Origin of the sequence: Massilia niabensis (assembly GCF_042655085.1) — a bacterium.
GTDB classification, from domain to species: Bacteria; Pseudomonadota; Gammaproteobacteria; order Burkholderiales; family Burkholderiaceae_D; genus Telluria; species Telluria niabensis.
The window spans coordinates 144,933-168,722 of sequence record NZ_JBHSMU010000004.1 but is presented as its reverse complement, the minus strand read 5'-3'; the positions used below and the strand labels follow the sequence as shown (position 1 = coordinate 168,722).

Genomic DNA, 23,790 nt, shown 5'->3' with positions numbered 1-23,790 from the left:
CTCTCGGGCCTATCCGACCACGTTGATCGGCAGTCCCGCTTCCCAGGCCTCGATATTCTCGACCAGCATGTCCGCCAGCGTCTGCATCGCGCCGGCGCTGGCCCAGGCCACGTGTGGCGTGAGGATGAAATTCGGCAGGCGCAGGCCCAGCAACGGATTGTCCTGCGAGGGCGGTTCCTTGCTCAATACGTCGAAGCCGGCGCCGCCGATCGTGCGCCGCATCAGCGCTTCAGCCAGCGCCGCTTCGTCGACCAGCCCGCCGCGTGCGGTGTTGATGAGCAGACCGGTAGGTTTCATCAGGCCCAGTTCGCGCGCTCCGATCATGTGGCGGGTCTGCTCGTTCAGGGGCAGGTGCAGGCTGATCACGTCGCTGGTGGCCAGCAGTTCGTCGAGTTCCAGCTGGGTCACGCCCGGCTCCGTGACCGGTGAGCGCGAGGTCGTGCACACTTCCATCCCGAAGGCGCGGCCGATCTGGGCCACGCGCCGCCCGAGCGCGCCGAGGCCGACGATGCCGAGCCGGCTGCCGGCCAGGTCGCCGATCGGGTGGTCGAGCAGGCAGAAGCGGGTCGAATGCTCCCAGCGGCCCGCTTCGACGTCGGTGACGTAGGCACGCAGGTTGCGCCGCAGCGCCAGGATCAGGGTGAAGCAGTGCTCGGGCACGGATACGTGCGAGTAGTTGCGGATGTTGCTGACTACGATGCCGCGTTCGCGGCAGGCCGCCAGGTCGACGTTGTCCGTGCCGGTCGCCGCCACGGCCACCATGCGCAGCTCCGGCAGCTGGGCCAGCGCCTGCGCCCGCAGCGGCACCTTGTTGGTAATCGCAATCGTGGCGCCGCGCAGGCGCTCGACCACCTGGTCGGGCGCGGTGGCAGGATGGTCGATCCACTCGTGGGCAAACGCTGGACGGCGCACCGTGGCGATCAGGCTGTCGCGGTCGAGGAAGACGATTCTTTGCATGGCGCGCTCCGGAAAGTGGAGGGCACATTGTAGAGCATGTGCCTTGGGGCGAAAAAAAGACAGGGCGGACCCTGTCTTTCAGGATATGGCGGGGCTTGAGCGTCGTGGTGTTATGCGATGCTTTATAGGTTTGTGCTGCACGGGGATAACGCGACCCCGTTTCCCGTCGTTGACGGTATTTACATCCCGTTACAATCGCAGGGATCGACGCAGGCGACAGCACCGTTAGCTGCCGTACAGTCGCGCTGGCTTGCGCGGCCTAGACTGGTCCCATCGGAAATACGCAGGAGCCCGCCATGCCCGACGCACTCGAAGTTTATAAATCCAAGCGCGATTTTTCGATTACCTCCGAGCCCGCGGAAGGCGGCCAGCCCGCCGAAGACGCGCTCACCTTCGTGATCCAGAAGCACTGGGCGAGCCGCCTGCATTACGACTTCCGGCTCGAACTCGACGGCACCATGAAAAGCTGGGCCGTCCCGAAAGGCCCCAGCTACGACACCCACGACAAGCGCATGGCCGTGCATGTCGAGGACCACCCAATCTCGTACTCCGATTTCGAAGGTACCATCCCCGAGAAGCAGTATGGCGCCGGCAAGGTCATCATCTGGGACAAGGGAACCTGGGAGCCCGTGGGTGATCCGGAAGAGGGCTACCGCAAGGGCAACCTGAAATTCCGCCTGCATGGGCACAAGATGCACGGCAATTGGGTGCTGGTACGGATGAAGGGGCGCGGCGACGAGAAGCAGGAGCCGTGGCTGCTCATCAAGGAAAAGGACGACTACGCCCGTCCGGCCGAGGAATTTTCCGTAGTCGACGAGCTGCCCGACAGCGTGAAGGCCTTGCCGATGCCGGGTACGAGCGAGAAGGTGCCGGCCAAGGTCAAGGCCGAGGCGCATTCGAAGCCCCCGGCGAAGGCCAAAACCCGCATCACCAGGGCCAAGGCGGATGCCGCCGCCGTGGAGGGAGCGAAGAAGGCGCGCGCGGCCGAGACAACCGGCGGCCTGCCCGAAGGCGCGGTCGAGGCGTCGCCGCCCGAGGAATTCGCCCCCGAGCTGGCGACCCTCGTCGACGGCCCGCCGCCGAATCCCGAGGAATGGGTGTTCGAGGTCAAGTTCGACGGCTACCGCATGCTCACCCGCATCGAGAACGGTGCCGTGCGCCTGATCACCCGCAACAACAACGACTGGACCGACAAGCTGCGCCCGCTCCAGCAGGAGCTCGAGCGCATGGGGCTGCCGGACGGCTGGTATGACGGCGAAATCGTCGTCCACGATGCCAACGGCCGGCCGAATTTCGGCATGCTGCAGCTCGCTTTCGACGGTACAGGGGGCGCGAGCATCATGTACTTCATCTTCGACGCCCCTTACCTGGGCGGCTACGACCTGCGCAACGTGGCGCTGGTCGAGCGGCGCGCGCTGCTCGAAGCGGCCTTGAACGGGGCGCAGCCCTCGGAAAAGGTGCGCTTCTCGAGCGAGTTCGGCACCGATCCGGAAGGGCTGGTCGCGGCCGCCTGCAAGATCGGGCTGGAAGGCGTGATCGGCAAGCGGCGCGACTCGCGTTACGTGTCGCGCCGCTCGCCCGAATGGATCAAGCTGAAATGCGGCCAGCGCCAGGAATTCGTCATCGCCGGCTACACCGACCCCAAGGGTTCGCGCAAGGGCGTCGGCTCGCTGCTGCTGGGCACCTATGACAAGGAGGGCGTGCTGCGTTACGCCGGCAATGTGGGCAGCGGCTTCAATGCCGAGAGCCTGCGCGACATCACGGCCAAGTTGAAGGCGCTCGATACCGACACCAGCCCGTTCCCGCCGCGCTCGGTCCCCGGGCGCAAGCACCACTGGGTGAAGCCCGAGCTGATCGCCGAGGTGAGTTTTTCGGAATGGACGAGTGCCGGGGCGGTGCGCCATCCGGTATTCCAGGGCCTGCGCAGCGACAAGCCGGCGCAAGGCATCACGCGCGAAATAGCGCAACCCGTGGAGGACATCGACATGCAAGCAGACGCACAAAGCGCGCCGAAGGCCGGGAAGAAGGCCGCTCCCAAAAAATCGACAGCCAAGGCAGGGACCGCGGGGCAGGCGCCAGCGGGGCAGCCGGCCGCGCCCGCGGCCGAGCTGCCTGAACTGCCGGCAACGCTCAAGATCACGAACGGCGACCGGGTCGTCGACCCGTCGAGCGGCGCCACGAAAATGGACCTGGTGCGCTTTTATGCGCAGGTCGGCGACCTGATGATGGAGCACCTGAAGGGGCGCCCGGTGTCGCTGGTACGCGCCCCGGCCGGGCTGAAAGGCGACCTGGTGTTCCAGAAGCACGCCGACATCAAGAAGCTGCCCGGCATGAAGCAGATGGATACAAAGCTCGACCCGGACCATCCGCCGATGCTCGAAGTCGGCAACATCGCCGGCATCCTGTCCTCGGCACAGTGGAACGTGATCGAGCTCCATACCCAGAACGCGGTCGCGAAGTCCTACGACAAGCCGGACCGCATGGTGTTCGACCTCGACCCGGGCGAGGGCGTGGAATGGCCGGCGATGCAGGAAGCGGCCCAGGTCATGCGCGCCTTCCTGACCGAACTCGGCCTGCCGGCCTTCCTCAAGACGAGCGGCGGCAAGGGCCTGCACGTGGTGGTGCCGATCAAGGGCGGCAAGGATTGGGACACGGTGAAGGGCTTCTCGCAGGCCATCGTGAAGCACCTGGCCACCACGCTGCCGGACCGCATCGCCTTCAAGAGCGGCGCGAAGAACCGCGTCGGCAAGATTTTTGTGGACTACCTGCGCAACGGCCAGGGCGCGACCACCGTCTGCGCTTGGTCGGTGCGGGCGCGGCCGGGCCTGGGCGTCTCGGTGCCGATCACTTGGGACGAACTGCCCGGCATGACCTCGAGCGACCAGTGGAACGTCCAGAACATCGCTACCCGGCTGGACGTCGGCAACGATCCGTGGGCGGGGTATGCCAAGGCGGCCAAGACCCTGACGGCGGCGATGAAGCAGCTAGGCTACAAGGGGTAAGGCGACGGAGCGCCAGCCCTGCAGGGAGGACCTATCCGTGATTTTGCGGCTTCGGCCGATAGGAGGTTGTGAAGTGACCACCTCCCAGGTTGGCGCCGCGTATTGTTGCAGCGAGCGTCGCGGCCACTTCTGCAATGGCGGCAGCTTCACTGACGGTACTCCAATCCGAGCTGTATCCGTGTCCTCCTGTCATGCGCCGGAGCTGTCCGCTGGTTTTTTCCAGGATTAACCCGCCTTCGGAATCATTTCGTCGATGATCGTTCACAAAAAGTGCAATCCCTTTGTCGAGCAATCCGATTAGCGACTCCGACACGTGCTGTAGATCGGCGTTATTGACGATGAAGTCATATCGGACGCCCGGCCAGGAATCGCGACTTGAGAGGATGCGGATCCCTTCCGGTGGCTGAAACATGACTATCCTTTCTTCCGGAATCTAGAAGCTAGTCTGCGTAGCATGGCTCGCCTTGGCTTACGCGGCAAGAACTGCCGCCGTCTGCCATTGGACCAGACACCGATCGATAAGGGTGCCCGGACCCGTAGGGTGTGCGGCTACACCCGGGAGGACGAGTGACTGCGGCCCGACTGCCGCCCACGCGTTCAACCAGCTTGTGAAGCCTCGCGACCGATCAACGGATGGTTGAACGCGTGGGCGGCACTTAAGCAGCGTGCATGCCGACTGCCGGGTGGAGCCGCCCGGTGAACCCGTCATTGAGGCCATTGGCCTCAATGACCCCTACGGGTTTGTGCGTGCCAATGGAAATGGGCGGGAGGTGCCGCAGCACGTCGCGCCCGAACACGCATCACATCCTCACATCAAAAACGGCGCGTCGTCTTCTGCACGTGGCCGCTGGTGAACATACGGGCCTGGATTTTTTTCCAGATAAAGCCGGCAATTGCCATCATGATCATCTTACGCATACCTACCTCCGTTGGTGAGCAGCCAAACGCTGCTGTTTCAAATGACCCTGCGCCGCGCCTACCGTCCTGGCGGGCGCGACGCAGGCTCTCGCTTCTCAAGATTCGTTCTTGAAGATACCACGCACGTTCATTGCCATCAGCGCCACCTGCAGCGAAATCAGGGCCCAGGCTTCGTCGTGCAGGCCCCAGATAATCCACAGCACATTGCTGAGGATGAAGGTCCAGAAGCCAAGGATGCGCTTGCCGGATTTTTTCGAGCCGATCAGGAAGGCGGCGTACAGGCTGACGGCCATCGCAGGCCACTGCAAAAAATCGAGGAATTCGTCCATCCCTTATGCCGCCTTCTTGCGGCGCACGGGCGCTGCCTTGGCGGCCGGCGCGGCTTTGGCCGATTTCGCCGCGGCTTTTGCTGCCGGCTTGGCCGCCGCGCGCTTCGGCTTGCTGGCGCTGGCAGCCACTTCCTCGCGCTCCTCGACATCACGCTCGGCCACCTTGCGGGCGCGCGGCGCCGGCGTGTCGTCGTCGGCGTCTTTCGCGGCCGGCTTCGGCGCGCGTTTCGGCGGCGGCGGTTCGTCGTCGTCTTCGTCCTCGTCGTCGTCGAGTGCGGCGCCCGGCTTCTTGCCGAGGCTGGCCTGCAGCAGCGCCACCAGGTCGATCACGTTCGTGGCCTTGGCCGGTTTCTCGTCCGGGTCCGGCATGGTGATGGTCTTGGTTTCCTTGGCCTTGATCTTCTTTTCGATCAGGGCCATCACGTCTTCGCGGTAGCTGTCGTGGTACTGTTCCGGGGCCCAGTCCTCGCTCATGCCCTGCACCAGGGCCATCGCCATCTTGAGCTCCTTGTCCGTGATCGCCGCGTTCTTCGCGTCCTTGGCGGGGATCTTCAGTTCGCCGGGATCGCGGATCTCGTCGGCATAGCGCAAGGTGTTCATCACGATCGTGTCGCCGACGCAGACCAGGGCCGCCAGGTGCTGCTTGACGCGGATGACCACGTGGGCGATGCCGATCTTGCCAACCCGCTTGAGCACGTCGCGCAGCAGCGCGTACACCTTGTCGCCGCCCTTGCCGGGGGCGAGGTAGTAGGGCTGGTCGTAGTAAATGAGCGGCACGTCTTCGGCGTCCACGAAAGCGAGGATGTCGATCGTCTGCGTCGCCTCCGGGTTGGCGCGGCGCAGGTCTTCGTCCGACAGCACGACGTATTCGCCGTCGGTGTATTCGTAGCCCTTGATGATGTCGTCCCAGGAGACTTCCTTCTGGGTGTTCTTGTTGTAGCGTTTGAAGCCGATCGGGGAGAAGTCGCGGCGGTCGAGCATATGCAGGTCGAGCCCATTGTTGCTCACCGCCGGGTACATCTCGACCGGGATGTGCACCAGCCCGAAGCTGATCGCTCCCTTCCACATGCTGCGTGCCATGGCCGATCCTCCTTGTTTTATTTTTTACTCGCCGACGCTGCCGGTCACCGGCAGGACGATGCCCGTGATGTAGCTCGAACAGGCGTTCGAGGCCAGGAACACATAGGCCGGCGACAGTTCTTCCGGCTGCGCCGCGCGGCCGTAGGTCGTGCTCTCGCCGAAGTGGACGATCTTTTCCGGCGACTGGTCGGCCGGGTTGAGCGGGGTCCAGACCGGGCCCGGGGCCACGCAGTTGACGCGGATGCCCTGGTCCAGCAGGTTCGCCGCCAGCGACATGGTAAAGGCGTGGATCGCGCCCTTGGTCGACGAATAGTCGAGCAGCATTTTCGAGCCCTTGATGCCGGTGACGGAGCCGGTGTTGATGATGGCCGCGCCGCGCTTCAGGTAAGGCAGGGCGGCCTTGGCCATGTGGAAGTAGCCGTGGATATTCGTGCGGAAGGTTTCGTCCAGGCGCTCTTCGGTGATCTCGAGCAGCGAGTTGGCGTGCATCTGGAAGGCGGCGTTATTCACCAGCACGTCCAGGCGCCCCCATTGCGCCACGACCGTATCGACCGCCTGCTGGCAGAAGTCCATGTCCTTGACGTCGCCGGCAATGGTCACGCAGCGGCGGCCTTCGGCTTCGATGCAGCGCTGGGTCTCGGCGGCGTCTTCGTGTTCGTTCAGGTAGAGGACGGCGACATCGGCGCCCTCGCGCGCGAACAGCACCGCGACGGCGCGGCCGATGCCGGAGTCGCCCCCGGTGACGATCGCGGCCAGGCCTTCGAGCTTGCCGCTGCCCTTGTAGCTTTCCGCCATGAAGCGCGGTTTGACGTCCATCTGCGCTTCCAGGCCGGGCTTGGCGAGGTGCTGGGCCGGCATGGGCGGCACCGGCTGCTCGGCGCCGATCTGGACCGGCTCGTCGCTTTCCTGCGCGCCCGCGCTGGCGTCGAGCTGGTCCTGGCGGTTCTGGATTGCCTGCTGGTGCTTCGCTACATCGTCCTGGTTGGCCATCACGCTTCCTTTACGTTGCATAGTTCGGGTCCGGCCCAGTATCGGCCGCGGCTCGCCTGGCGACGGTGCGGTTCCACACACAGCGCGGCACTTCGTCGCGGCCTTGTCGCGGCGTAATGCCATTTCGCCTGTTCGGACAGGGGTAATTGTGTCAAAATTGGCATCGTTTTTTAACCAATTGCATCTCAAGGAGAGCACCATGCCCCAGCAGGCCCATCAGCGAGACGCCCCGACCGGGCTGTTCGTCAACCCGGCAGCCGGGCGCCGCGCCGAATTCGAGGCCCTGTGCGGCGCGCAGTTCGGGCGCCTGCGCCTGGCCGATGGCGCCGACGCCGCGCTCGAGGTGCTGGCCACGGAGCAGACCGACCTCCTTGTCATCGACCTCGACCGCTTCGACCCCGGGCTCGACCATGACGGCCTGGCCGCGCTGGTCGCCGCGCGGGGAGGGGCGCCGACCCTGGTGTTGTGCCCGTTCGAGAACGCCCGCTGGCTGGCGGCGCTGATGGCCTGCGGCCCGGTCGAGTACGCGATCGCGCCCCTGCCCGATGAGGTCTTGCAGGAAACGGTCGCGGCGCGCCTGCGCGCGGGCTGCACCCCGGTCCCCGAGCTCACTCCGCGTGAACGCGAGCAGCAGGGCCTGCAGGACCTGCGCCGGCAGGTGCGCGAGGCGATCGGCGACGGCGAGGAGCTCGGCGCCATGTCCGAGCGCCTGTGCCGCGCGCTGTGCGGCTGGCCGGGCGTGGCGCATGCTGCGCTGTTCCACCTGCAGCCGGGCGGCGACCTGCGCCTGCAGGCGCAGTACGGCGAGCGCGGCCTGAACCTGGCGCGCCTGCTCGGCCGCGGCGACCGCTTGCTGCAGTCGCCCCTGCGCCATGCCTTCCCGGGCCTGCTGGCGGCCAGCGCGAACACGGTCGCGCTCCTGGATGCGCCGGAAAAATCGGGCGAACCCCTGCTTGCCGAAGCGCTGCGCGAGCACGGCATCGGGATGGTACTGGGCTTGCCGATTCCGTCGGATGGTCCGGGCACGCCGCGCGGTTCGCTGTGCCTGTCGTTCCGCGCCGCGCGCACCTTCTCGCGCATCGAACTCGACGCACTGGCCGAGGTGGCCGACCTGGCGGCCGGCGGCCTGCGCCTGGCCGACCTGAACCGCGAAAGCGAGGAAATGCTGGCGCAGGTGACGCGCCTGGCCACCAGCGACGCGCTGACTTCGGTCGCCAACCGCCGCCACGGCGAGGCGCTGCTGGAAACGGAAATCAAGCGCGCGCGCCGCTACCGGCTGCCGCTGGCGCTGATCGCCTTCGATATCGACCGCTTCAAGACGGTCAACGACCGCTACGGCCATCCGGTCGGCGACATGGTGCTGCGCACGGTTGCCGAGGTCGCACAGAAACTGGTGCGCGCCAGCGACGTGCTGGTGCGCTCGGGCGGCGAGGAATTCCAGGTGATCGCATCGCACACGAGCGCGATCGACGGCCTCAAGATGGCCGAGAAGCTGCGTGCCGCCATCGAGCAGACCGAGATGCCGGGCGTCGACCAGGTCACCATCAGCCTGGGCGTGGCCCAGCTCGGCGACCAGGAAAGCGCTGACTCCCTGACCGTGCGCGCAAACGCGGCGCTGGCCCGCGCCAAGCGGGCAGGGCGCAACTGCGTCGAATTGGCGATGCTGTAACGAGTGCCGTCCGTCCGGCCCGCTGGGTATCGGCTCGCCCGCCCGTGCTACCCTTGCGCTTTTGAAACGGACGAGCAATGCTGCACTGGTTGAGGCACTACCGGCGCGCCATGCTGCCTGGCGACATCAGCGCCGGGGTGGTGGTGGCGATGATGATGATCCCGCAGGGCATGGCCTACGCCATCGTGGCCGGCTTGCCGCCGGTGGTCGGCCTGTACGCCAGCATCCTGCCGCCCGTGCTCTACGCCCTGTTCGGCACAAGCAGCACGCAATCGGTGGGGCCGATGGCGATCATCTCCCTGATGACGGCGTCGAGCCTGGCGCCGCTCGCAAGCCAGGGGAGCACGCTCTACACGGTGCTGGCCGCGCAGCTGGCGCTGCTGTCGGGCCTGGTGCTGCTGGCCTGCGGCCTGCTGCGCATCGGCTTCATCGCCAACTTCTTCTCGCGCCCGGTAATGAGCGGCTTCACCATCGGTTCGGCAGTCGTCATCGCGCTCGGCCAGGTGCCGACCCTGCTGGGCGCGCCTTGGTTCACGCTCCACGTGCCGAGTGCCGTCCTCGGGCTGGCGTCGCTTGCCTTGCTGCTGCTGGCGCGCCGCGCCCTGGCGCCGGTGCTGCGCACTGCCGGCCTGTCGCCCGACGCCGCCGACATCGGATCGAAGCTGGCGCCGATGGTCGTGGTGCTGGGCGCGACCGCCCTGGTGCCGGTGCTCGGGCTCGACGCGCTGGGCGTGAGGACGGTCGGGACGGTGCCGGCCGGGCTGCCGGGGCTGAACCTGGCCGCTTCACACGGTCACTGGCAGGCGCTGGTGCAGCCGGCCTTGCTGATCGGCTTCATGGTATTTTTGATCAGCATGTCCGGCGCACAGGCGCTCGCCCTCAAGCGTGCCGAAAAGCTGCAGAGCAATTACGAACTGATCGGCCTGGGCGCCGCCAACATCGGCAGCGCGCTGACCGGCGGCTTTCCCGTTACCGGCAGCATGTCGCGCTCGGCCGTGAACTTCGCGGCGGGCGCGAATTCCCAGCTCGCCAGCCTGCTCGCGGCCGCGCTGCTGGCGCTGGCGCTGCTCCTGCCCACCGGCTGGCTGGCCTTGCTGCCGCTGCCGGCGCTGGCGGCCACTATCATCGTCGCCGTCATCGGCATGTTAGATACCAGCACCCTGAAGACCAGCTGGCGTTACGACCGCGCCGACGCGGCGGCGCTGGCGGCCACTGCGTGCGGGGTGCTGGCGCTCGGTGTCGAGGCCGGGGTCGTGATCGGCGTCGCGCTGTCGATGGGCGCCCTGATCTGGCGCGCCAGTCGGCCCCATATCGCGGTGCTCGGGCGCATTCCCGGCACCGAGCATTTCCGCAATGTCGAACGCTATTCGGCCGACACTGCGCCGGGCCTCTTGCTGCTGCGTGTCGATGCCGGGCTGTTCTTCGGCAATGTGGAGGCGGTCAACGAGCGCATCGAGGACGAGCTGGCGGCACGCCCCGACACGCGCCACCTGGTGCTGGTGCTGTCGGCGGTGAACGCGATCGATACCTCGGCGCTGTTTGCCCTGGGCGAGCTGAACGCAATGCTGGCGGCGCGCGGGATCAAGCTGCACCTGGCCGAGGTCAAGGGACCGGTCATGGACCGGCTGAAGCACAGCGACCTGCTCGGTGCGCTGGGCGGCAAGTTGTACCTGAGTACGGCAATGGCCTGGGATGACCTGGCCGGCACGTGAGGGCGCGGTGCATTGGCGCTCACTTCTGGTGCACGGGCGCTCGCTTCCACCAAAACCTGCACCAGGCTGGTGCGTCTTTCGCCAGCTGCTGGCTTGGAAAGCGGGCACGATTCCTGCAAACTCTCCAGCCAGGACAATCCGGGAGAACAGGACATGCAGGTTCGAATGCTCGACGCCCCTGGCGTGGCTGCGCACGGGGCGCAGTTGCGCGGGCTGTTGCTGGACGCCGTCGCGCACGGCGCGTCGGTCGGTTTCGTGATGCCGCTCGGCGAGGATGCGGCCGATGCCTACTGGCGCGACGTACAGGATGCCGTGGCGGCCGGCACGCGCATCCTGCTGGTGGGCTGGCGCGACCATGTCATGGTGGGCACGGTGCAGCTCGACCTGTGCACCAAGCCGAACGGCCTCAACCGGGCTGAGGTGCAGAAGCTGCTGGTGCATAGCGGCGCGCGTCGGCTCGGGGTCGCCACGGCCCTGATGGCAGCGGCGGAAATGCAGGCGCTGGCGCTGCGGCGCGGCCTGCTGTTCCTCGACACCGAAGCCGGGTCAAACGCCGAAGCCCTGTACGCGCGGCTCGGCTATACGAAGGTAGGCGAACTGCCGGAATACTGCGCGACGCCGGGCGGCGCCTGGCGCGCCACGGCGATTTATTACAAAACACTGTTCGTACGCGAGCGCCAGGGAGCGCTGCGCGCGTGATTGCACCTGAGAACGCTCGGAGCGCCTGACAAGGCCCTCAGGGCAAGGCGCTGACGGGAGGCGACATCGCGAAGCCAGTAGGACAGTACGGCGAGACGAAAGCAACGCAGCCATAAGGGCCTTGTCAGGCGCTCAGGCGCGCTTGCGGCGCTCGGGGCCGGAATGCGGAGGCGCAAGCCGGATCGGGGCAGCGTGCTCCGGGTAGAGTGCCTGTTTGCCCCGGTAGACGGCGGCGATCGCCGCCATGTCGGCGTCCTGGTCGCCGCTCAGGTGGACGACGTCGACCAGGCTCAGCTCCTTGGCGGCATAGTCGAGGGAGATCAGCAGCAGTGGCACCTTGGCGACCGTTGCGAGGTGGTAGAAGCCGCTTTTCCAGTGCGGGCGATAGCCGCGCGTGCCTTCCGGCGTGATCGCCACCCAGAACCACTTTTCGCCCAGCATGCGGTCGGCCAGCATGCGCGTGGCGCCCATCGGCGCGCGCCGGTCGACGGCCACGCCGCCCCAGTAGCGCATGACCGCGCCCATCGGGCCGCGGAACAGGGAATCCTTGGCCAGCCAGCGGAACGGCAGGCCGAGCGCCCACTTGGCGAGCAGGCCGATGGGGAAGTCCCAGTTCGAGGTATGCGGATAGACGACGGCAATGCCGTGCGGGCCCGGTAGCGGCTTGTAACGCAGGTTCCAGCCGAACAGGTTGAGCAGGCGCAGGGCAGTGCGTTGGCCGCGGGTGGGCAAAGCCGCAGCGCGCAGCAGGTGGTCACTCATGTTTTCTCCGTCTCGCCTGCCGCGGGCCGCGGTGGGTCTCGTTCGCCGTTTGTCTTTCGCACAAGAAAATAAACTTGGCGGACACAAAACAAAGCCGAGGATTTTATAGCGGCACGGCAACAGCGACAAGGAAAAAGCGCTGATCTGTTGTAAGGCGGAAGCGCTGGCGCGGGGTGGGTTGGCGCGTTGTGGACAGCCCTCGCCCGGGCCGGGAACCCGGGCGAGGGCCTCAGTGCTCTCAGTGCTGGAAGGCGCCGATGTCGTAGCCGGTAGCCTTGGTGCGCGGCTTGCCCTGGAAGTCCTGCTCGGGATCGAGCGCGGCGCCCTTGCCGATGGCGGGGGATTTGGCCGTCAGGCGAAAGTCCGGGGTGCCGGTACGGCTGTACTCGACAAAGGCCGGCGCCTCCGTGATGGTGCCGACGTGCTGGCGCCCGGGCGACAGGCGCCAGTCGTTGATGGCGTTCTGGAACACGAGGTTGTGTTCGTAGCGGTTGTTGTCGCCCGTCGCACCTTGCTCGAGGATGCCGTGCTTGTTGTCGAACACGATGTTGTTCGCCACCACGGTATGGTCGTTCGGCCCTTTCGAATAGTAGAAGTCGCCGCCGCCCACGACGATGCCCAGGCCGGAGGTCGACACCGTGTTGCCGGTGATGTCGACCCGGTGCGCATCGTGCCAGAGGTGGATGCCCGCGCCCGATACCCGGTAGACGACATTGTTGCGCACCCGGGCCTGGGTGCTGACGTAGATGCCGTGATGGTAGCGGCAGTCGGCCGGGCCGATGTCGTGCACGTTGTTGCCGATGACCTCGGCGTGCTTGCCCTTGTAGTAGCTGTCCACGCCGATGCCGGAGCCGCCATTGCTCTCGCAGGGCACGTCGAGCCCGACGTGGTGCACGTGGTTCTGGCGGATGCTGTTGTGCGACCCGCCGTTATAGATGCCGCTGAGCCATTTGTTGCCGCTCTGGTAGTGGGTGCCGTCGACCTCGAATCCGACGATGTCCACGAAGCTGCCGCGGTTGTCCCAGGCGCTGGTGGTGCTCGAATCGAGCGGCGGGACGATTTTGGCGCCCCAGCGCTCCATCGACTGGAAAATGATGCGCGCTTCCAGGGTGCCGCTGACGGTGGTGCGAAAGCCCCCGGTGTACTGGCCGGGGGCGACATAGACCGTGGTGCCGGGGGTGACGACCTGCGCCGCGCGTTTGATGGTGCGGAAGGGTTCGGCCTGGGTGCCCGGGTTGGCGTCGGAACCGCCCGGCGCGACGTACAGGTTGGTGCGCACGACCTCGGGAATCACCAGTTGCTCGGACGAGCCGTCGCGCATGCGGCAGCCGCCCGGCGCGAGCAGGAAGGCACAGAACAGCACTGCGAAAATGGGGTTTGCAGGGCGAACGGCTGGGCGGGACATGGCGTTCCTTGTGGACGGCGGACACCATTCAAGTGTCTCCCGGCGCGAATGTCGCCCGGCCCGGTTCACTCAAGTTTGCCTTTGAGGGGACGCAAGGTGCATCGCACGAGCCCATGCATGCCTCAGCCCGGCACGACTTGCCGCACGAGTTGGGACATATAAGCGGCGACGAATTCCGGCGGCATGCGGCGCGGGCGGCCGCCGCTGATGTCGATGCAGACCAGTTCCCAGCGGCCGCGCAGCACGGTCGCGCCATCGCCCGCGCGCACCAGCTGGAAGCGGCGCTCCATCGACAACTTGCCGTCGCCGCCCACCAGCCAGGTCGCCAGCAGCAGCGGTTCGCCCAGCGACGTGGGCAGGATGTAGTCGTATTCGCCGCGCCGGATCGCCATCGCGCGGTCGAGGCGGCGGTAGTCGTCGATGCCCAGGCCGAGCGCCTCGGAATGGGCCCAGCCGACCTGCTCGCACCAGCGCACGTAGACGGCATTGTTCGTGTGGTTCAGTCCGTCGATGTCGTCCGGGCCGGGCGCCAGCGGCAGCGTAAACGGTTGCGGATAATCCCAGGTCAAATCGGTTCCTTCCAAACAGGCGGCGCACGCCGAAAGCGCCATTCTAGCCGCTTGAGGCTGCTCGCCGGTGCCCGCCCGGCCGTATGCCTAGCCGAGTTCGAGCAGCAATGGCTGGTGGTCGGACCCGGCCGCGGCGCCGTCGACCTGCAAACGCAGCACCCGGCCAGCGAGGTCGGTGCTGACGAAGGCGAAATCGAAAGCGAAGGGCGGACCGGCGTCGGGCGCGGCATCATGCAGCCCGACGGTCGGTGCATGCGGCCGCCCCGGATGGGCCAGGTGCCAGGCGTCGCGCAGGGCCGGCGTGCCGTCCGTAAAGGGCGCCAGCAGGCGGGCGTACTCGAGCGAATCGGGCAGCATGTTGAAGTCCCCCATCAGGACGGCAGGCGCCGCGCGTGGAACAGCCGCGAACGCGCTGCGGTCCGCCGGTCCCGGCCGCGGGGTGTGCGCGTGCATGACGGCTTCGCGGTGCAGTTCGCGCAGGCGGTCGACCTGGGCGCTGCGCTGGAGCGCCGAAAAATATTCGAGGTGGACCGAAACCACGCGCAGCAGCCCGCTTGGGGTGCCGAGCGTGAGTTCGAGGGCACCGCGCGGCATGCTCATCACCCCGGGGTCCGCCGGCCACGGCAGCGAGTGGCGCAGCACCTGCAGCACGGGATAGCGCGAGAACACGACCGTTCCCAGGCGGCAGCGGGCGCCATCAAGCGCGAGCGTATCGAGCGGGGTAGCCCAGCTGGCGCTGTAGCCCGGGAGGCGCGCGGCCAGGCCGGCGAACTGGTCTTCGATACGCGTACCGTCGCGCGCCTGGAAGCCGCAGGCCACCTCCTGCAAACAGAGCACGTCGAACTCGGAAAAGCGGTCGAGCGTGCCGACGACATGGCCGAGGTCGGCGCTCCCATCGGGGCTGCGGGCGGACTGGATGTTCCAGGTAATCAGCTTGGGCATGGCTGTCCTTTCATGGTTGGCCCAGCCTAAGCGCCACAACGGCGCCGGGCCTGATCCACCTCAGGCGTGCGCGCCGAACCGGGAGGCGTGCGGCCGCGTCAAACAGGCATGTTCACGATCGTGTTGCTGCTGTACCTGCAACTGCACCTCGAGGTCACGCTCGAGGGCAGCAGCCTGCGCGGCGTCTACCGTACGCGGGCCGAGTGCGAGGAGGCCGCCGTACAGTTGCGTGGACCCTTGCCGACTCCGCGCGGCTACGCCGCGGCATGGCATGACGCCGTGTGCCTGCCGATCGGCCGCGATGTGCGCGTGAACGACGTGGCGCCGCTCGGGCTTGGCGCACTGTTCCGGCAGTCGCCGCCCGAAGGTTGCGCTGCGGAGGGAGCGTGGCGGAGGGTGGCGGAGCTGTGCGTGCCCGCTGCCGGGCGTACGGTAGGGCAGGGGCGGGAACGAAAGCCGTAACCGGCGTCCCCGTCCCTCAGAGCCGCGTCCAGCTCGCCCCGGTCGGGCAGCGGATATTCCCGGCCGAATGGCCGTCCGCCGGCCCCAGCCCGCCGGCGCTGCCGCTGCGGTAGCAGGCCGCCCGGTCGCCGACGGTCTTGCGGTAGATCGTGACCCCATCCCCCGCGGTATAGCTTTCAAGGATCGTGTCCCGGTAGACACTGGTGCGCGCGGCCGCGAAGGCGGTCGCGAAGCGTTCCCATTTGCGGTCCGGCTCGGCCGTGATGGGGCTGCTGCCATTGCGCAGTGCGCGGTCAACGCCTCCGGCCATGCGCCTGGACGAGGCGAGCAAGTCACCCGGCAGCGCCGGCGACGGGGCAGGCGGCGCATCGGGCAGCGGTGCCGCGTCGACCGCTTCGGACGCCGCAGGAGCAACGGGCGCGGATGCCTGCACCGGCACCGGAACAGGCACAGGCAGGCGTGCGCGCGGCCGCGGGACAGCGGCGCTCGTTGACGGCTTCGGCCTGGAGGCAGGAAGTGGCTGCACCAGCACGAAGGTCGAAACCCGTTCGGCCAGCTCGCGCTGCAGGCCGGGCGACGCGCCATTCATCCAGGCCAGCACCAGCAGCAGGTGCAGGCCCAGGGTGAGCGCGAGCGGCGCCAGAGGGCGCCTGGGGAAGGAATGCGCGGCGCTGCCCCTCATGCGCAGCTTATTTCGCTGCCGTCATCGCCTGCTTGATGCTCACGCAGCGCTGGTCTTCCTGCTGCGCGTCGAGCAGGGCGCGGCGGGTGCCGGCCGAGAGCTCCTTCATCCGGGCGACGGCCGCGTCCAGGCGCTTGACGCTGGCCGGCGTGCAGCTGGCCGGGATCAGGGAATTGGCATACGCGCGCATGTAGACCGGGCCGGCCGCTTTGTCCAGGCTTGGCAACTGCGCCAGGCGCTTGGCCGCGGTCTCTTCGCCCAGCCCGTTCTGCCCGGCCGGGTACAGGTTGCCCATCGCCGTACGCACCTTCGAGAACGGCAGCTCCGTCTTCAGGTCTTCCACCGTGCCGAGCCACTGGGCCTTGACTGTCGGATCCGGACGGCTGACGGTAGCGGCGAGCGCCGCGGCCTGGCCGGCGTCCGAGTTGTCGCGCTTCAGTTCCGCGTCGATACGCGCCGCGCTGCCCGCATGGTCGTAGCGGTTCAGCTGGCGGATGATCGCCCAGCGCAGGTCCTGGTTGATCGCCAGGCCCTCGACCGTGGCATTGCCGTCGAGGATGCCGGCCAGCCGGTCGAGCGCGGCCGGGGTACTGGCCAGGCTCACGACACTGCTGAACCAGCGGCGCTGGAAGTTGTCGTTGCCCTTGTACGCGAGTACGCCCTTCCACGCCATGTCTTCGAGCGCAGCACGGGTTTGCCTGGCCCAGGCCGACTTCAGTCCCATCAGGTCGAGATATTCGCGGGCGAGGGCGACCTTGCCGAGCACGTCGCCCAGCAGGGTGTAGTCCTTTTCCAGTGGTGCGTTGACGAGCGCGGTCTTGATGAATTCGTTCAGCGGCAACTTGCCGTCGCGTACGCCGTCCCACAGGCTCTGCCACAGCATCGTGCGCAGGAGGGCGTCGTCGACCTTCGCCAGGTTGTCGCGCGCGGTGCCGAAAGAGCGCTTGTCGAGCTGCACCTTCACGAAGCCCCAGTCCTGGTAGTTCGGATACACGAGGTCCGGGCAGGGTGTGCCGACCAGGGCAGGGACGCGGGTCGTGGCGCCCTTGTAGGTCACCGGCACCGTTTGCAGCGAGGTCAAGCCACCGTCGAGCTTGAAGGTCGCCACCTGCACGCGCTGTTCGCGCAGCGTCGGCAGCGCACGGCTCGGCGCGCTCTGCTGCAGCGTGAAGGCGCTGATCTTGCCGTTGGTGCAGGTGAAATTCGCGGCGATGGTGTTCACGCCCGCCTCGTACAGCCACTCGCGCGTCCAGCCCGACAGGTCGCGTCCCGCCGCCTCGCCCAGGCTGCCGATGAAGTCTTCCAGTTTCGCGTTCTTGTACGAATACTTGGTCAGGTAGTTATGGACACCCTTGCGGAAGGTGTCGGGGCCCAGCAGGTGGCGCAGCTGGACCAGGGTCGATGCGCCTTTCGAATAGGTGATGGCGTCGATGTTGTCGAAAGCGTTCAGGGTCGACGGCACGGGCACCTCGATCGGGTGCGTGGTGACCTTCTGGTCCTGTACGTAGGCGGCCTGCTTGCCGGTCGAGTAGAAGTTCTGCCAGGCGCCCTTGAATTCGGTCGATTCAGCGGTCGCGAGCGTGCCCATGAAGGAGGCGAAGCTTTCGTTCAGCCACAGTCCGTTCCACCACTGCATGGTGACCAGGTCGCCGAACCACTGGTGCGCCATCTCGTGCATGATGACGGACGCCAGCGAGTGGCGCTGGGCGTCGGTCATCTTCGCCTTGTGCAGGAATCGCGCCTCGGCGAAGGTGATCGCGCCGGCGTTTTCCATGGCCCCGTAGAGGAAGTCCGGCACCAGCAGCTGGTCGTATTTCTCGAACGGGTAAGGGATGCCGAAGTAGTTGTCGAAGAAGGCCAGGCCCTGCTTCGTGTAGCGGAACCAGTCTTCGGGCGTGACCTGCGCCGCCACCGACTGGCGCGCGAACAGGCGCATCGGGTACTTGCCTGTCTTGTCTTCCCATACCTTGTAGGGGCCGGCGTGCAGCGAGAAGTTGTACGGGCTGAGTTTTTTCGACTTCGGGAACACCCAGCGGCGCATCGCAGTGGTTCCGACCGCGGCGTTTTCGACGGCCGTTTCGCGCGTGGTCGAGACCACATGCCAGTCGGCGGGGGCGGTCGCGGTAACCTGGTAGGTGGCCTTCAGGTCGGGCTGGTCGAAGACGGCGAACATCTGGTGCGCAGCGGCCGGCTCGAAGTGCGAGTAGGTGTAGACGCGGCCGTCGGCCGGGTCGACCATGCGGTGCAGGCCTTCGCCGTTGGTGCTGTGCAGGCGCTCGTAGGCGATGACGACGGTGTTGCGGCCCTTGGCCAGGTCGGCGGCGGCAATCGTGATGAACCAGTTGTTGTACTTCGCGTCCACCTTTTTGCCGTTGACGGTCACCGATTTCACGGTTGCCTTGTCGAGGTCGATCGTCAGCGGCGAGGCGTTGTCCGCCAGGTCGAAGGTTGCGGTGGTGACGCCGCTGAAGCTTGGCTTGCCGGTCAGCGTGAATTCGAGCGCGTAATCGACGTTCGAGACACGCGCCGAACGGCTTGCTGCGTCCTGTTGCGACAGGTAGGCGTTCTCGGCCCGGACAGGAGTAGCGGCCTGGGCGGTGGCGCCGAAGGCAAGGGCGGAAGCAATGGCCAGGGCCATGACGCGAGGTGCGAATGTATTCAAGGTAGTTCCTCAGAGGGGCGCCGCCGGCAGAGGGCAGGATGCGAATCGCGCAAGAATAGCATGAGTGCAACGCTTGCTCCAGCAGGAAAACGCAGGCCAAAAATGGATTGACGCCCCGTGGGTGCGCCAGGACGCAGCGCTTGCATACCCGTGATATATGGTGCGCGGGACACGGCTGAATGCGCAGTGCTATACTCGCCGCCATTTTTCAAAGCGAGCAATCCGCGAAAGGTCGAGATGAGCTGGATTTACCTGGTGGTGGCGGGGCTGCTGGAAGTGGCGTGGGCGGTCGGTCTGAAATATACGGAGGGCTTCACGCGGCCGATCCCGACGGCATTTACGCTGCTGGCGATGCTGCTCAGCGTCGGCATGCTGGGCCTGGCCTTGCGCCACCTGCCGCTGGGCACGGCCTATGCGGTCTGGACCGGCATCGGCACCATCGGCACGGCCGCGTTCGGGATGGTGATGTTGGGGGAGCCCGCCGGCGCCATGCGGATCGGCTCGATCGGCCTGATTGCGCTCGGGATCGCGGGACTGAAGCTGCTGACGCCGGCATAAAGCGGGCTGTACACGCAAAAACGGCGCCTCACAGCGCCGTCTGCATTTTTCGAAAAAACCGGTTCGCGTGGCCGCGCCGCCGAATGCTTATCGGTAGAAGGCCTCGACCTTGCCCTTGAGCTTGATCAGCATCGGCTTGCCCTTGCGGTCGAGCGTCTTGCCGGCGGCGACCTTGATCCAGCCTTCGCTGAGGCAGTACTCTTCGACGTCGTGGCGGTCCTTGTCGTTGAAGCGGATGCCGACGTCGTGCTGGAACACGTCACGGTTGTGGAAAGGGCTGCTCGGGTCGATCGAGAGCCGGTCTGGGAGCGGGGGGAGGGTTGCGGTATCGTTCATGGAGCGAATTATCCACCAGAACCGCCACTCGTACAACGCCCGCGCTGTTGCGCCGCCTCGGCGTTCCCCTCAGCCCGCCGCCTGGTTCCCCACCCTGATTCCCGCCAGCAGCCGGTCCAGGCTCTGGAAACCCACTGGCTTGGTCATATGATGGTCGAAGCCGGCCTCGCGCGCGAGCGCGCGGTCGTGCTGCGCACCCCAGCCCGTGACCGCCGCCAGTACCGTGTGGCGCAGGGCGGGCAGGCGGCGCATCGCGATTGCCACTTCATAGCCGGTCATGCCCGGCATGCCGATGTCGAGCAGGGCCAGGTCGGGCGCCTGCAGCTGCGCGGCCCGCAGCGCGGCGTCGCCGTCGTGGACGACCCGTACCTCGTGGCCCTGCGACTGCAGCAGCTGGGCCAGCAGCTCGGCGGCATCCTGGTTGTCGTCCGCCACCAGGATGCGCAAGGCGCGCCGGCCGCCTGCGGGCACGCCCGCCGACGCTGCGGTTGCCGGGCCGGTTTCCTGACCCTCCGCCAGCGGCAGGCGCAGCGTAAAGGTGCTGCCCCGGTCCAGGCCCGCGCTGCTGGCGCCGACGCTGCCGCCGTGCGCCTCGGTCAGGCGCCGCACCAGGTGCAGGCCGATGCCCAGCCCTCCCTGCGCATAGTCCATCCCGTGGCGGTCCTGGTTGAACATCTCGAACAGGGAAGGCAATGCCTCCGGCGGCAGGCCGATGCCGTTGTCGGCCACCTCGACCAGCACCGTATCGCCCTCCTGCCACCCTGACAGCGTGATGGTGCCGCGCGGCGGCGTGTATTTCGCCGCATTCGTCAACAGGTTGCCGATGACCTGCGCCAGCCGGTTGGCGTCGGCGTCGAGGACAAGTGGGTGCTCGGGAAGCCGCACCTGCAGCGTGTGCTGCTTGCCCTCCACCAGCGGCAGCGCCGTCTCGACCGCGTTGCCGACGATTTCCTGCAGGGCCACGCGCGCCTTCTTGAGCTCGACCTTGCCGCTTTGCACGCGGGCCAGGTCCAGCAAATCATTCACCAGGTGGATCAGGTGGTTGATCTGGCGTTCCATCATGTCGCGCACCTTGGCCACGGCGGCGGCATTTCCGGGGCTGATGCGCATCAGGTCCAGGCCGGTCTTGATCGGCGCCAGCGGATTGCGCAGTTCATGCGCGAGGGTGGCCAGGAATTCGTTCTGGCGCGCGTTGGCCTGGGCCAGGTCGGCCGCCAGCGCGCGCAAGTCCTCGTCGGCGCGCCGCTGCTCGGTGATGTCGCGGAATACGACGGCGACCCGGTTGCCGGGCGCGGCGTCGGCCCTTGCAATGAACACATCGAGCCAGCGCCCGATCGCCTCTTCATACTGGACCATGCGCACCGGTTCGCCACTGCCGGCAACGCGCGCATAGACCTCGTGCCAGTTCGGCTCGATACCGGGCATCAGTTCGCGCGCGGTCTTGCCGACGACGTCGACCAGGCCAGTATGCCGCTCGAAAGCGGGATTGGCCTCCAGGACGCGGTGGTCGACCGCCACGCCATGGCTGTCGAAGAGCAGTTCGACGACGCAGAACGCCTCGTCGATCGATGTGAGCAGTGTGCGGTAGCGCTCCTCGCGCAGCGTCAGCCGGTCCTGCACGAGTCGGCGCTCGGTGACGTCGGCCGTGGTGCCGACCATGCGCAGCGGGCGGCCGTCCTCGTCGCGGTGCAGGGCGCCGGTAAACTCGAACCAGCGCAGCGCCCGGTCCGAGGCGCGATGGAAGCGGCCTTCGAAATGGAAGGGTTCGCCCGTCTCGAGCGTGCACGCCATCGCCGCCTGGTAAGGGGCGATGTCGTCCGGATGGATCAATTCGGCGAGCAGGCGCACGGCATCGACCGGCGCGTCCGTCCGCGGCACGCCCACCATCTCGTACAGGCGGTCGTTTTCCCAGCGCGGATATTCGTCGGCCACGTCCCAGCTCCAGATGCCGAGGCTGGCGGCATCGAGCGCCAGGTGCAGGCGCTCGGCATTCGCCCGCAGCAGCATCTCCGCTTCCTTGCGGCGGGTGATGTCGACCACATTGGCCATGATGCTGGTCGGTGCATTCGCGCCCGGTTCGACGATCGGCGTCACCACCTTGGCCACCCAGACCGCGCTGCCGTCGGGCCGGACGTAGCGGTTTTCGATCTCGAACGGCTCGCCGGTCGCGAGCATGCGCCGGAACAGTTCCAGGTTTTCCGCCAGGTCGTCCGCGTGGATCAGGGTCTCGAGCGTCTGGCCGATGGTCTCGTCGGCGCTGCGGCCGACGACCTGGCAGAAGGTCCGGTTCGCGCGCAGGATGCGCCCATGCAGGTCGGTTTCGGCGATGCCGGCCGCGGTCTGCTCGAACAGCGACTGCAGGTGCGACTGGCTGCGCCCCAGGTCGGCGGTCGCCGTGGCAATGCGCTCTTCCAGGGTGCGATTCAGCTGGTGCACGCGCTGTTCGGCAAGCACGCGGCTGGTGGTCTCGACCACGGTGCTGCACATGCCGGCCAGCTCGCCGGTATCGTCGCGCAGCGGGGAATAGAAGAAGGTGAACCAGGCCGGTTCCAGCTTGCCGCTGCGCTCGATGGGCAGCGGCAGGTCTTCGAGATGGAAGGCTTCGCCCGCACGCGCGCGGTCGACCAGCGGGCCGATCTGGTCCCAGACCTCGGGCCAGACCTCGTCCAGCGGACGGCCCAGCGCCCCGGGGTGCTTTTCGCCGAGGAACCGGGTGTAGGCCTCGTTGTAGAGCAGAAGGCGGCGCGGGCCCCAGACGATCGACATCGGCACCCCAGCGCCGAGCATCAGGTCGGTATTGGCGCGCAGCGACAGCGGCCAGAGCGCCACCGGCCCCAGTGGCGAGGTGGTCCAGTCGATGCCGTTCAACAGCGCATGGAAGGGCGATACGTCAGGAAAACTGTGATGCACGTGCGGACCCCTATTGTTTGTATTCGCCTTGCAGCAGCTTCTCGGGCGCAGTGGCGTTCTCGGTCAGTCGCGTCCGAATCCTGGATTCGGACGCGTCAGGTAATACCACTCCGAGTTGGCGCCGGCTTTCGCGTCCGGGAACAGGATCCGGCCTGAAAATTCGGCCACGACCGGCGTGCCGTCGGCGCGGGTGCCGATCTGTTCGCCTTCAGCCACCGCGTCGAAACTGGCCCAGGGCTTGATAAAGGCATCGAGCGCGTCCTGCTTGTCGTGCACCACGACCATCTGCAGCGCTTCCATCTCCTCGAACGGCACCGGTTCCGGCTGCGGCGCGTCGATCAGCCCGAGGTGGGCCAGCGTGTTCATGATGGCGCGGTAGGCCACTTCCGGCGCTTTCGGGTCCGTATGCTGGCCGCACTCCAGGGTGAGGGCGTAGCCGCCGGTCGTGCGCATGAATTCGGTGGTGCCGACGCCGTAGCGCAGCACGGTTTCGAGTTCCGCGGCGTTGCCGCCGGTGTTGCGTGTGCGGCGCTGCACGCCCCCGCCGTAGGCCGCCATCCAGCCGGTCACGAAACGGCGCACACCGAGGCGGCGCGCCAGGGCGCGTTCCTTGTCCGCATGCCGGAATGGTTCCAGCGGGCCATCGTTGTTGGCCGGGCCGACCATCACGAAGGGCTCGCCATGCGCGGCGTTGAACGAGTGCAGGTCGAGCAGCACGTCGTGCTGGGCCAGCAGCGGACACAGCCAGTTGGCGATGCGGTCCTCGAAGTCTTGCGGATCATCCTTCGGGAACAGGTTGCGGTTCAGGTTGCGGTCGCCATTGCGCTCGTTCTTGGCATAGGCGAGGGGATTGACGATCGGTACGAAGGTGACGCTGCCGGCATCGATGCGCAGCGTGCCGCTGTCGAGTTCGGCCATGATGCGCCGGATGGCTTCCGTGCCGCAGATTTCGTTGCCATGGGTGGCGCCCATGATGATCACGCTCGGACCTTCCTTCATCCCGGTATAGTTGACGAATTTGAATTGCAGGTTGGGTGCGGAGCTCATGCGTCGTGATCCAAGGAAATTTCGGTGCCGCCATTTTATCGGGAAACCTTGGCCGATGTGGGCGCTGCATGGCATCATCCGCCACGTTCTTTGCCTGTG

General features: G+C 66.9%; 20 protein-coding genes. 6 read left to right on the top strand and 14 right to left on the bottom strand.

Annotation, left to right across the window (positions count from 1 at the left end; all coding sequences use genetic code 11):
• Nucleotides 1-9: 9 nt before the first annotated feature.
• Nucleotides 10-957, bottom strand: a complete 948-nt coding sequence (locus ACFPN5_RS03375) for a D-2-hydroxyacid dehydrogenase (protein WP_379780109.1) — start codon at nt 955-957, stop codon at nt 10-12.
• 296 nt (nt 958-1,253) lie between these two features.
• On the opposite strand from ACFPN5_RS03375, the gene ligD reads away from it, so the two are divergent.
• Nucleotides 1,254-3,959, top strand: a complete 2,706-nt coding sequence (gene ligD / locus ACFPN5_RS03370) for a DNA ligase D (protein WP_379780107.1) — start codon at nt 1,254-1,256, stop codon at nt 3,957-3,959.
• A 31-nt stretch (nt 3,960-3,990) separates the two neighbouring features.
• Here ligD and ACFPN5_RS03365 read toward each other — a convergent pair whose 3' ends face one another.
• The 4 genes from ACFPN5_RS03365 to ACFPN5_RS03350 form a co-directional block, all read right to left on the bottom strand.
• Nucleotides 3,991-4,371, bottom strand: coding sequence for a hypothetical protein (locus tag ACFPN5_RS03365; protein WP_379780105.1), 381 nt, complete (start codon nt 4,369-4,371; stop codon nt 3,991-3,993).
• Between the two features lie 601 nt (nt 4,372-4,972).
• Nucleotides 4,973-5,206, bottom strand: a complete 234-nt coding sequence (locus ACFPN5_RS03360) for a hypothetical protein (RefSeq protein ID WP_379780103.1) — start codon at nt 5,204-5,206, stop codon at nt 4,973-4,975.
• 3 nt (nt 5,207-5,209) lie between these two features.
• Entirely contained in the window at nt 5,210-6,286 is a 1,077-nt protein-coding gene (ku, locus tag ACFPN5_RS03355) for a non-homologous end joining protein Ku (RefSeq protein WP_379780101.1), read from the bottom strand.
• Between the two features lie 24 nt (nt 6,287-6,310).
• A complete protein-coding gene (locus ACFPN5_RS03350; RefSeq protein ID WP_379780099.1) occupies nt 6,311-7,297 on the bottom strand; it encodes an SDR family oxidoreductase in 987 nt (328 codons plus the stop codon).
• Nucleotides 7,298-7,475: 178 nt separating this feature from the next.
• Between ACFPN5_RS03350 and ACFPN5_RS03345 the strand changes: the two genes are divergently transcribed.
• The 3 genes from ACFPN5_RS03345 (at nt 7,476) to ACFPN5_RS03335 (ending at nt 11,356) form a co-directional block, all read left to right on the top strand.
• Complete coding sequence (locus ACFPN5_RS03345; protein ID WP_379780097.1) at nt 7,476-8,945, top strand: diguanylate cyclase; 1,470 nt, start codon at nt 7,476-7,478, stop codon at nt 8,943-8,945.
• 77 nt (nt 8,946-9,022) lie between these two features.
• Complete coding sequence (locus tag ACFPN5_RS03340; protein ID WP_379780095.1) at nt 9,023-10,657, top strand: SulP family inorganic anion transporter; 1,635 nt, start codon at nt 9,023-9,025, stop codon at nt 10,655-10,657.
• A gap of 153 nt (nt 10,658-10,810) precedes the next feature.
• On the top strand, nt 10,811-11,356 hold the full coding sequence (locus tag ACFPN5_RS03335) for a GNAT family N-acetyltransferase (protein WP_379780093.1): 546 nt from the start codon (nt 10,811-10,813) through the stop codon (nt 11,354-11,356).
• A gap of 132 nt (nt 11,357-11,488) precedes the next feature.
• On the opposite strand, the gene ACFPN5_RS03330 is transcribed toward ACFPN5_RS03335, so the two are convergent.
• From ACFPN5_RS03330 to ACFPN5_RS03315, 4 genes are all read right to left on the bottom strand, one after another.
• A complete protein-coding gene (locus tag ACFPN5_RS03330; RefSeq protein WP_379780091.1) occupies nt 11,489-12,118 on the bottom strand; it encodes a 1-acyl-sn-glycerol-3-phosphate acyltransferase in 630 nt (209 codons plus the stop codon).
• A gap of 238 nt (nt 12,119-12,356) precedes the next feature.
• Nucleotides 12,357-13,523 carry a DUF1565 domain-containing protein gene (locus ACFPN5_RS03325; RefSeq protein ID WP_379780089.1) on the bottom strand — a complete coding sequence of 389 codons (1,167 nt, stop codon included), beginning with the start codon at nt 13,521-13,523 and terminating at the stop codon, nt 12,357-12,359.
• A gap of 122 nt (nt 13,524-13,645) precedes the next feature.
• Complete coding sequence (locus ACFPN5_RS03320) at nt 13,646-14,092, bottom strand: acyl-CoA thioesterase (protein WP_379780087.1); 447 nt, start codon at nt 14,090-14,092, stop codon at nt 13,646-13,648.
• Nucleotides 14,093-14,179: 87 nt separating this feature from the next.
• Nucleotides 14,180-15,034: an endonuclease/exonuclease/phosphatase family protein gene (locus tag ACFPN5_RS03315; protein ID WP_379780085.1), complete on the bottom strand. Its 855-nt coding sequence runs from the start codon at nt 15,032-15,034 to the stop codon at nt 14,180-14,182.
• 87 nt (nt 15,035-15,121) lie between these two features.
• On the opposite strand from ACFPN5_RS03315, the gene ACFPN5_RS03310 reads away from it, so the two are divergent.
• Nucleotides 15,122-15,496 (top strand): hypothetical protein, encoded by a 375-nt coding sequence (locus ACFPN5_RS03310; protein WP_379780083.1) that lies wholly within the window; start codon nt 15,122-15,124, stop codon nt 15,494-15,496.
• Nucleotides 15,497-15,512: 16 nt separating this feature from the next.
• Here ACFPN5_RS03310 and ACFPN5_RS03305 read toward each other — a convergent pair whose 3' ends face one another.
• The gene (locus ACFPN5_RS03305; protein WP_379780081.1) at nt 15,513-16,178 is read right to left on the bottom strand and encodes a hypothetical protein; all 666 of its coding nucleotides are present in this window, start codon (nt 16,176-16,178) and stop codon (nt 15,513-15,515) included.
• Nucleotides 16,179-16,185: 7 nt separating this feature from the next.
• A complete protein-coding gene (gene pepN, locus ACFPN5_RS03300) occupies nt 16,186-18,840 on the bottom strand; it encodes an aminopeptidase N (protein WP_379780079.1) in 2,655 nt (884 codons plus the stop codon).
• A 237-nt stretch (nt 18,841-19,077) separates the two neighbouring features.
• Here pepN and sugE point away from each other — a divergent pair, with 237 nt between their 5' ends.
• The gene (gene sugE / locus ACFPN5_RS03295; RefSeq protein WP_379780076.1) at nt 19,078-19,398 is read left to right on the top strand and encodes a quaternary ammonium compound efflux SMR transporter SugE; all 321 of its coding nucleotides are present in this window, start codon (nt 19,078-19,080) and stop codon (nt 19,396-19,398) included.
• Between the two features lie 87 nt (nt 19,399-19,485).
• Here sugE and ACFPN5_RS03290 read toward each other — a convergent pair whose 3' ends face one another.
• The 3 genes from ACFPN5_RS03290 to ACFPN5_RS03280 all read right to left on the bottom strand — a co-directional run bounded on the left by ACFPN5_RS03290 (nt 19,486) and on the right by ACFPN5_RS03280 (nt 23,691).
• Nucleotides 19,486-19,734 carry a DUF3297 family protein gene (locus ACFPN5_RS03290; RefSeq protein WP_056340210.1) on the bottom strand — a complete coding sequence of 83 codons (249 nt, stop codon included), beginning with the start codon at nt 19,732-19,734 and terminating at the stop codon, nt 19,486-19,488.
• A gap of 69 nt (nt 19,735-19,803) precedes the next feature.
• Nucleotides 19,804-22,644 carry a PAS domain-containing hybrid sensor histidine kinase/response regulator gene (locus ACFPN5_RS03285; protein WP_379780073.1) on the bottom strand — a complete coding sequence of 947 codons (2,841 nt, stop codon included), beginning with the start codon at nt 22,642-22,644 and terminating at the stop codon, nt 19,804-19,806.
• 63 nt (nt 22,645-22,707) lie between these two features.
• Nucleotides 22,708-23,691 (bottom strand): succinylglutamate desuccinylase/aspartoacylase family protein, encoded by a 984-nt coding sequence (locus ACFPN5_RS03280; protein WP_379780071.1) that lies wholly within the window; start codon nt 23,689-23,691, stop codon nt 22,708-22,710.
• Nucleotides 23,692-23,790 lie beyond the last annotated feature (99 nt).

Coding starts and splice junctions, on each gene's coding strand:
- ACFPN5_RS03290 (WP_056340210.1), bottom strand. CDS start 19,734: ATGAACGATACCGCAACCCTCCCCCCGCTCCCAGACCGGCTCTCGATC.
- ACFPN5_RS03360 (WP_379780103.1), bottom strand. CDS start 5,206: ATGGACGAATTCCTCGATTTTTTGCAGTGGCCTGCGATGGCCGTCAGC.
- ACFPN5_RS03325 (WP_379780089.1), bottom strand. CDS start 13,523: ATGTCCCGCCCAGCCGTTCGCCCTGCAAACCCCATTTTCGCAGTGCTG.
- ACFPN5_RS03335 (WP_379780093.1), top strand. CDS start 10,811: ATGCAGGTTCGAATGCTCGACGCCCCTGGCGTGGCTGCGCACGGGGCG.
- sugE (WP_379780076.1), top strand. CDS start 19,078: ATGAGCTGGATTTACCTGGTGGTGGCGGGGCTGCTGGAAGTGGCGTGG.
- ACFPN5_RS03365 (WP_379780105.1), bottom strand. CDS start 4,371: ATGTTTCAGCCACCGGAAGGGATCCGCATCCTCTCAAGTCGCGATTCC.
- ku (WP_379780101.1), bottom strand. CDS start 6,286: ATGGCACGCAGCATGTGGAAGGGAGCGATCAGCTTCGGGCTGGTGCAC.
- ACFPN5_RS03375 (WP_379780109.1), bottom strand. CDS start 957: ATGCAAAGAATCGTCTTCCTCGACCGCGACAGCCTGATCGCCACGGTG.
- ACFPN5_RS03280 (WP_379780071.1), bottom strand. CDS start 23,691: ATGAGCTCCGCACCCAACCTGCAATTCAAATTCGTCAACTATACCGGG.
- ACFPN5_RS03350 (WP_379780099.1), bottom strand. CDS start 7,297: ATGCAACGTAAAGGAAGCGTGATGGCCAACCAGGACGATGTAGCGAAG.
- ACFPN5_RS03340 (WP_379780095.1), top strand. CDS start 9,023: ATGCTGCACTGGTTGAGGCACTACCGGCGCGCCATGCTGCCTGGCGAC.
- ACFPN5_RS03315 (WP_379780085.1), bottom strand. CDS start 15,034: ATGCCCAAGCTGATTACCTGGAACATCCAGTCCGCCCGCAGCCCCGAT.
- ACFPN5_RS03345 (WP_379780097.1), top strand. CDS start 7,476: ATGCCCCAGCAGGCCCATCAGCGAGACGCCCCGACCGGGCTGTTCGTC.
- ACFPN5_RS03305 (WP_379780081.1), bottom strand. CDS start 16,178: ATGAGGGGCAGCGCCGCGCATTCCTTCCCCAGGCGCCCTCTGGCGCCG.
- ligD (WP_379780107.1), top strand. CDS start 1,254: ATGCCCGACGCACTCGAAGTTTATAAATCCAAGCGCGATTTTTCGATT.
- ACFPN5_RS03330 (WP_379780091.1), bottom strand. CDS start 12,118: ATGAGTGACCACCTGCTGCGCGCTGCGGCTTTGCCCACCCGCGGCCAA.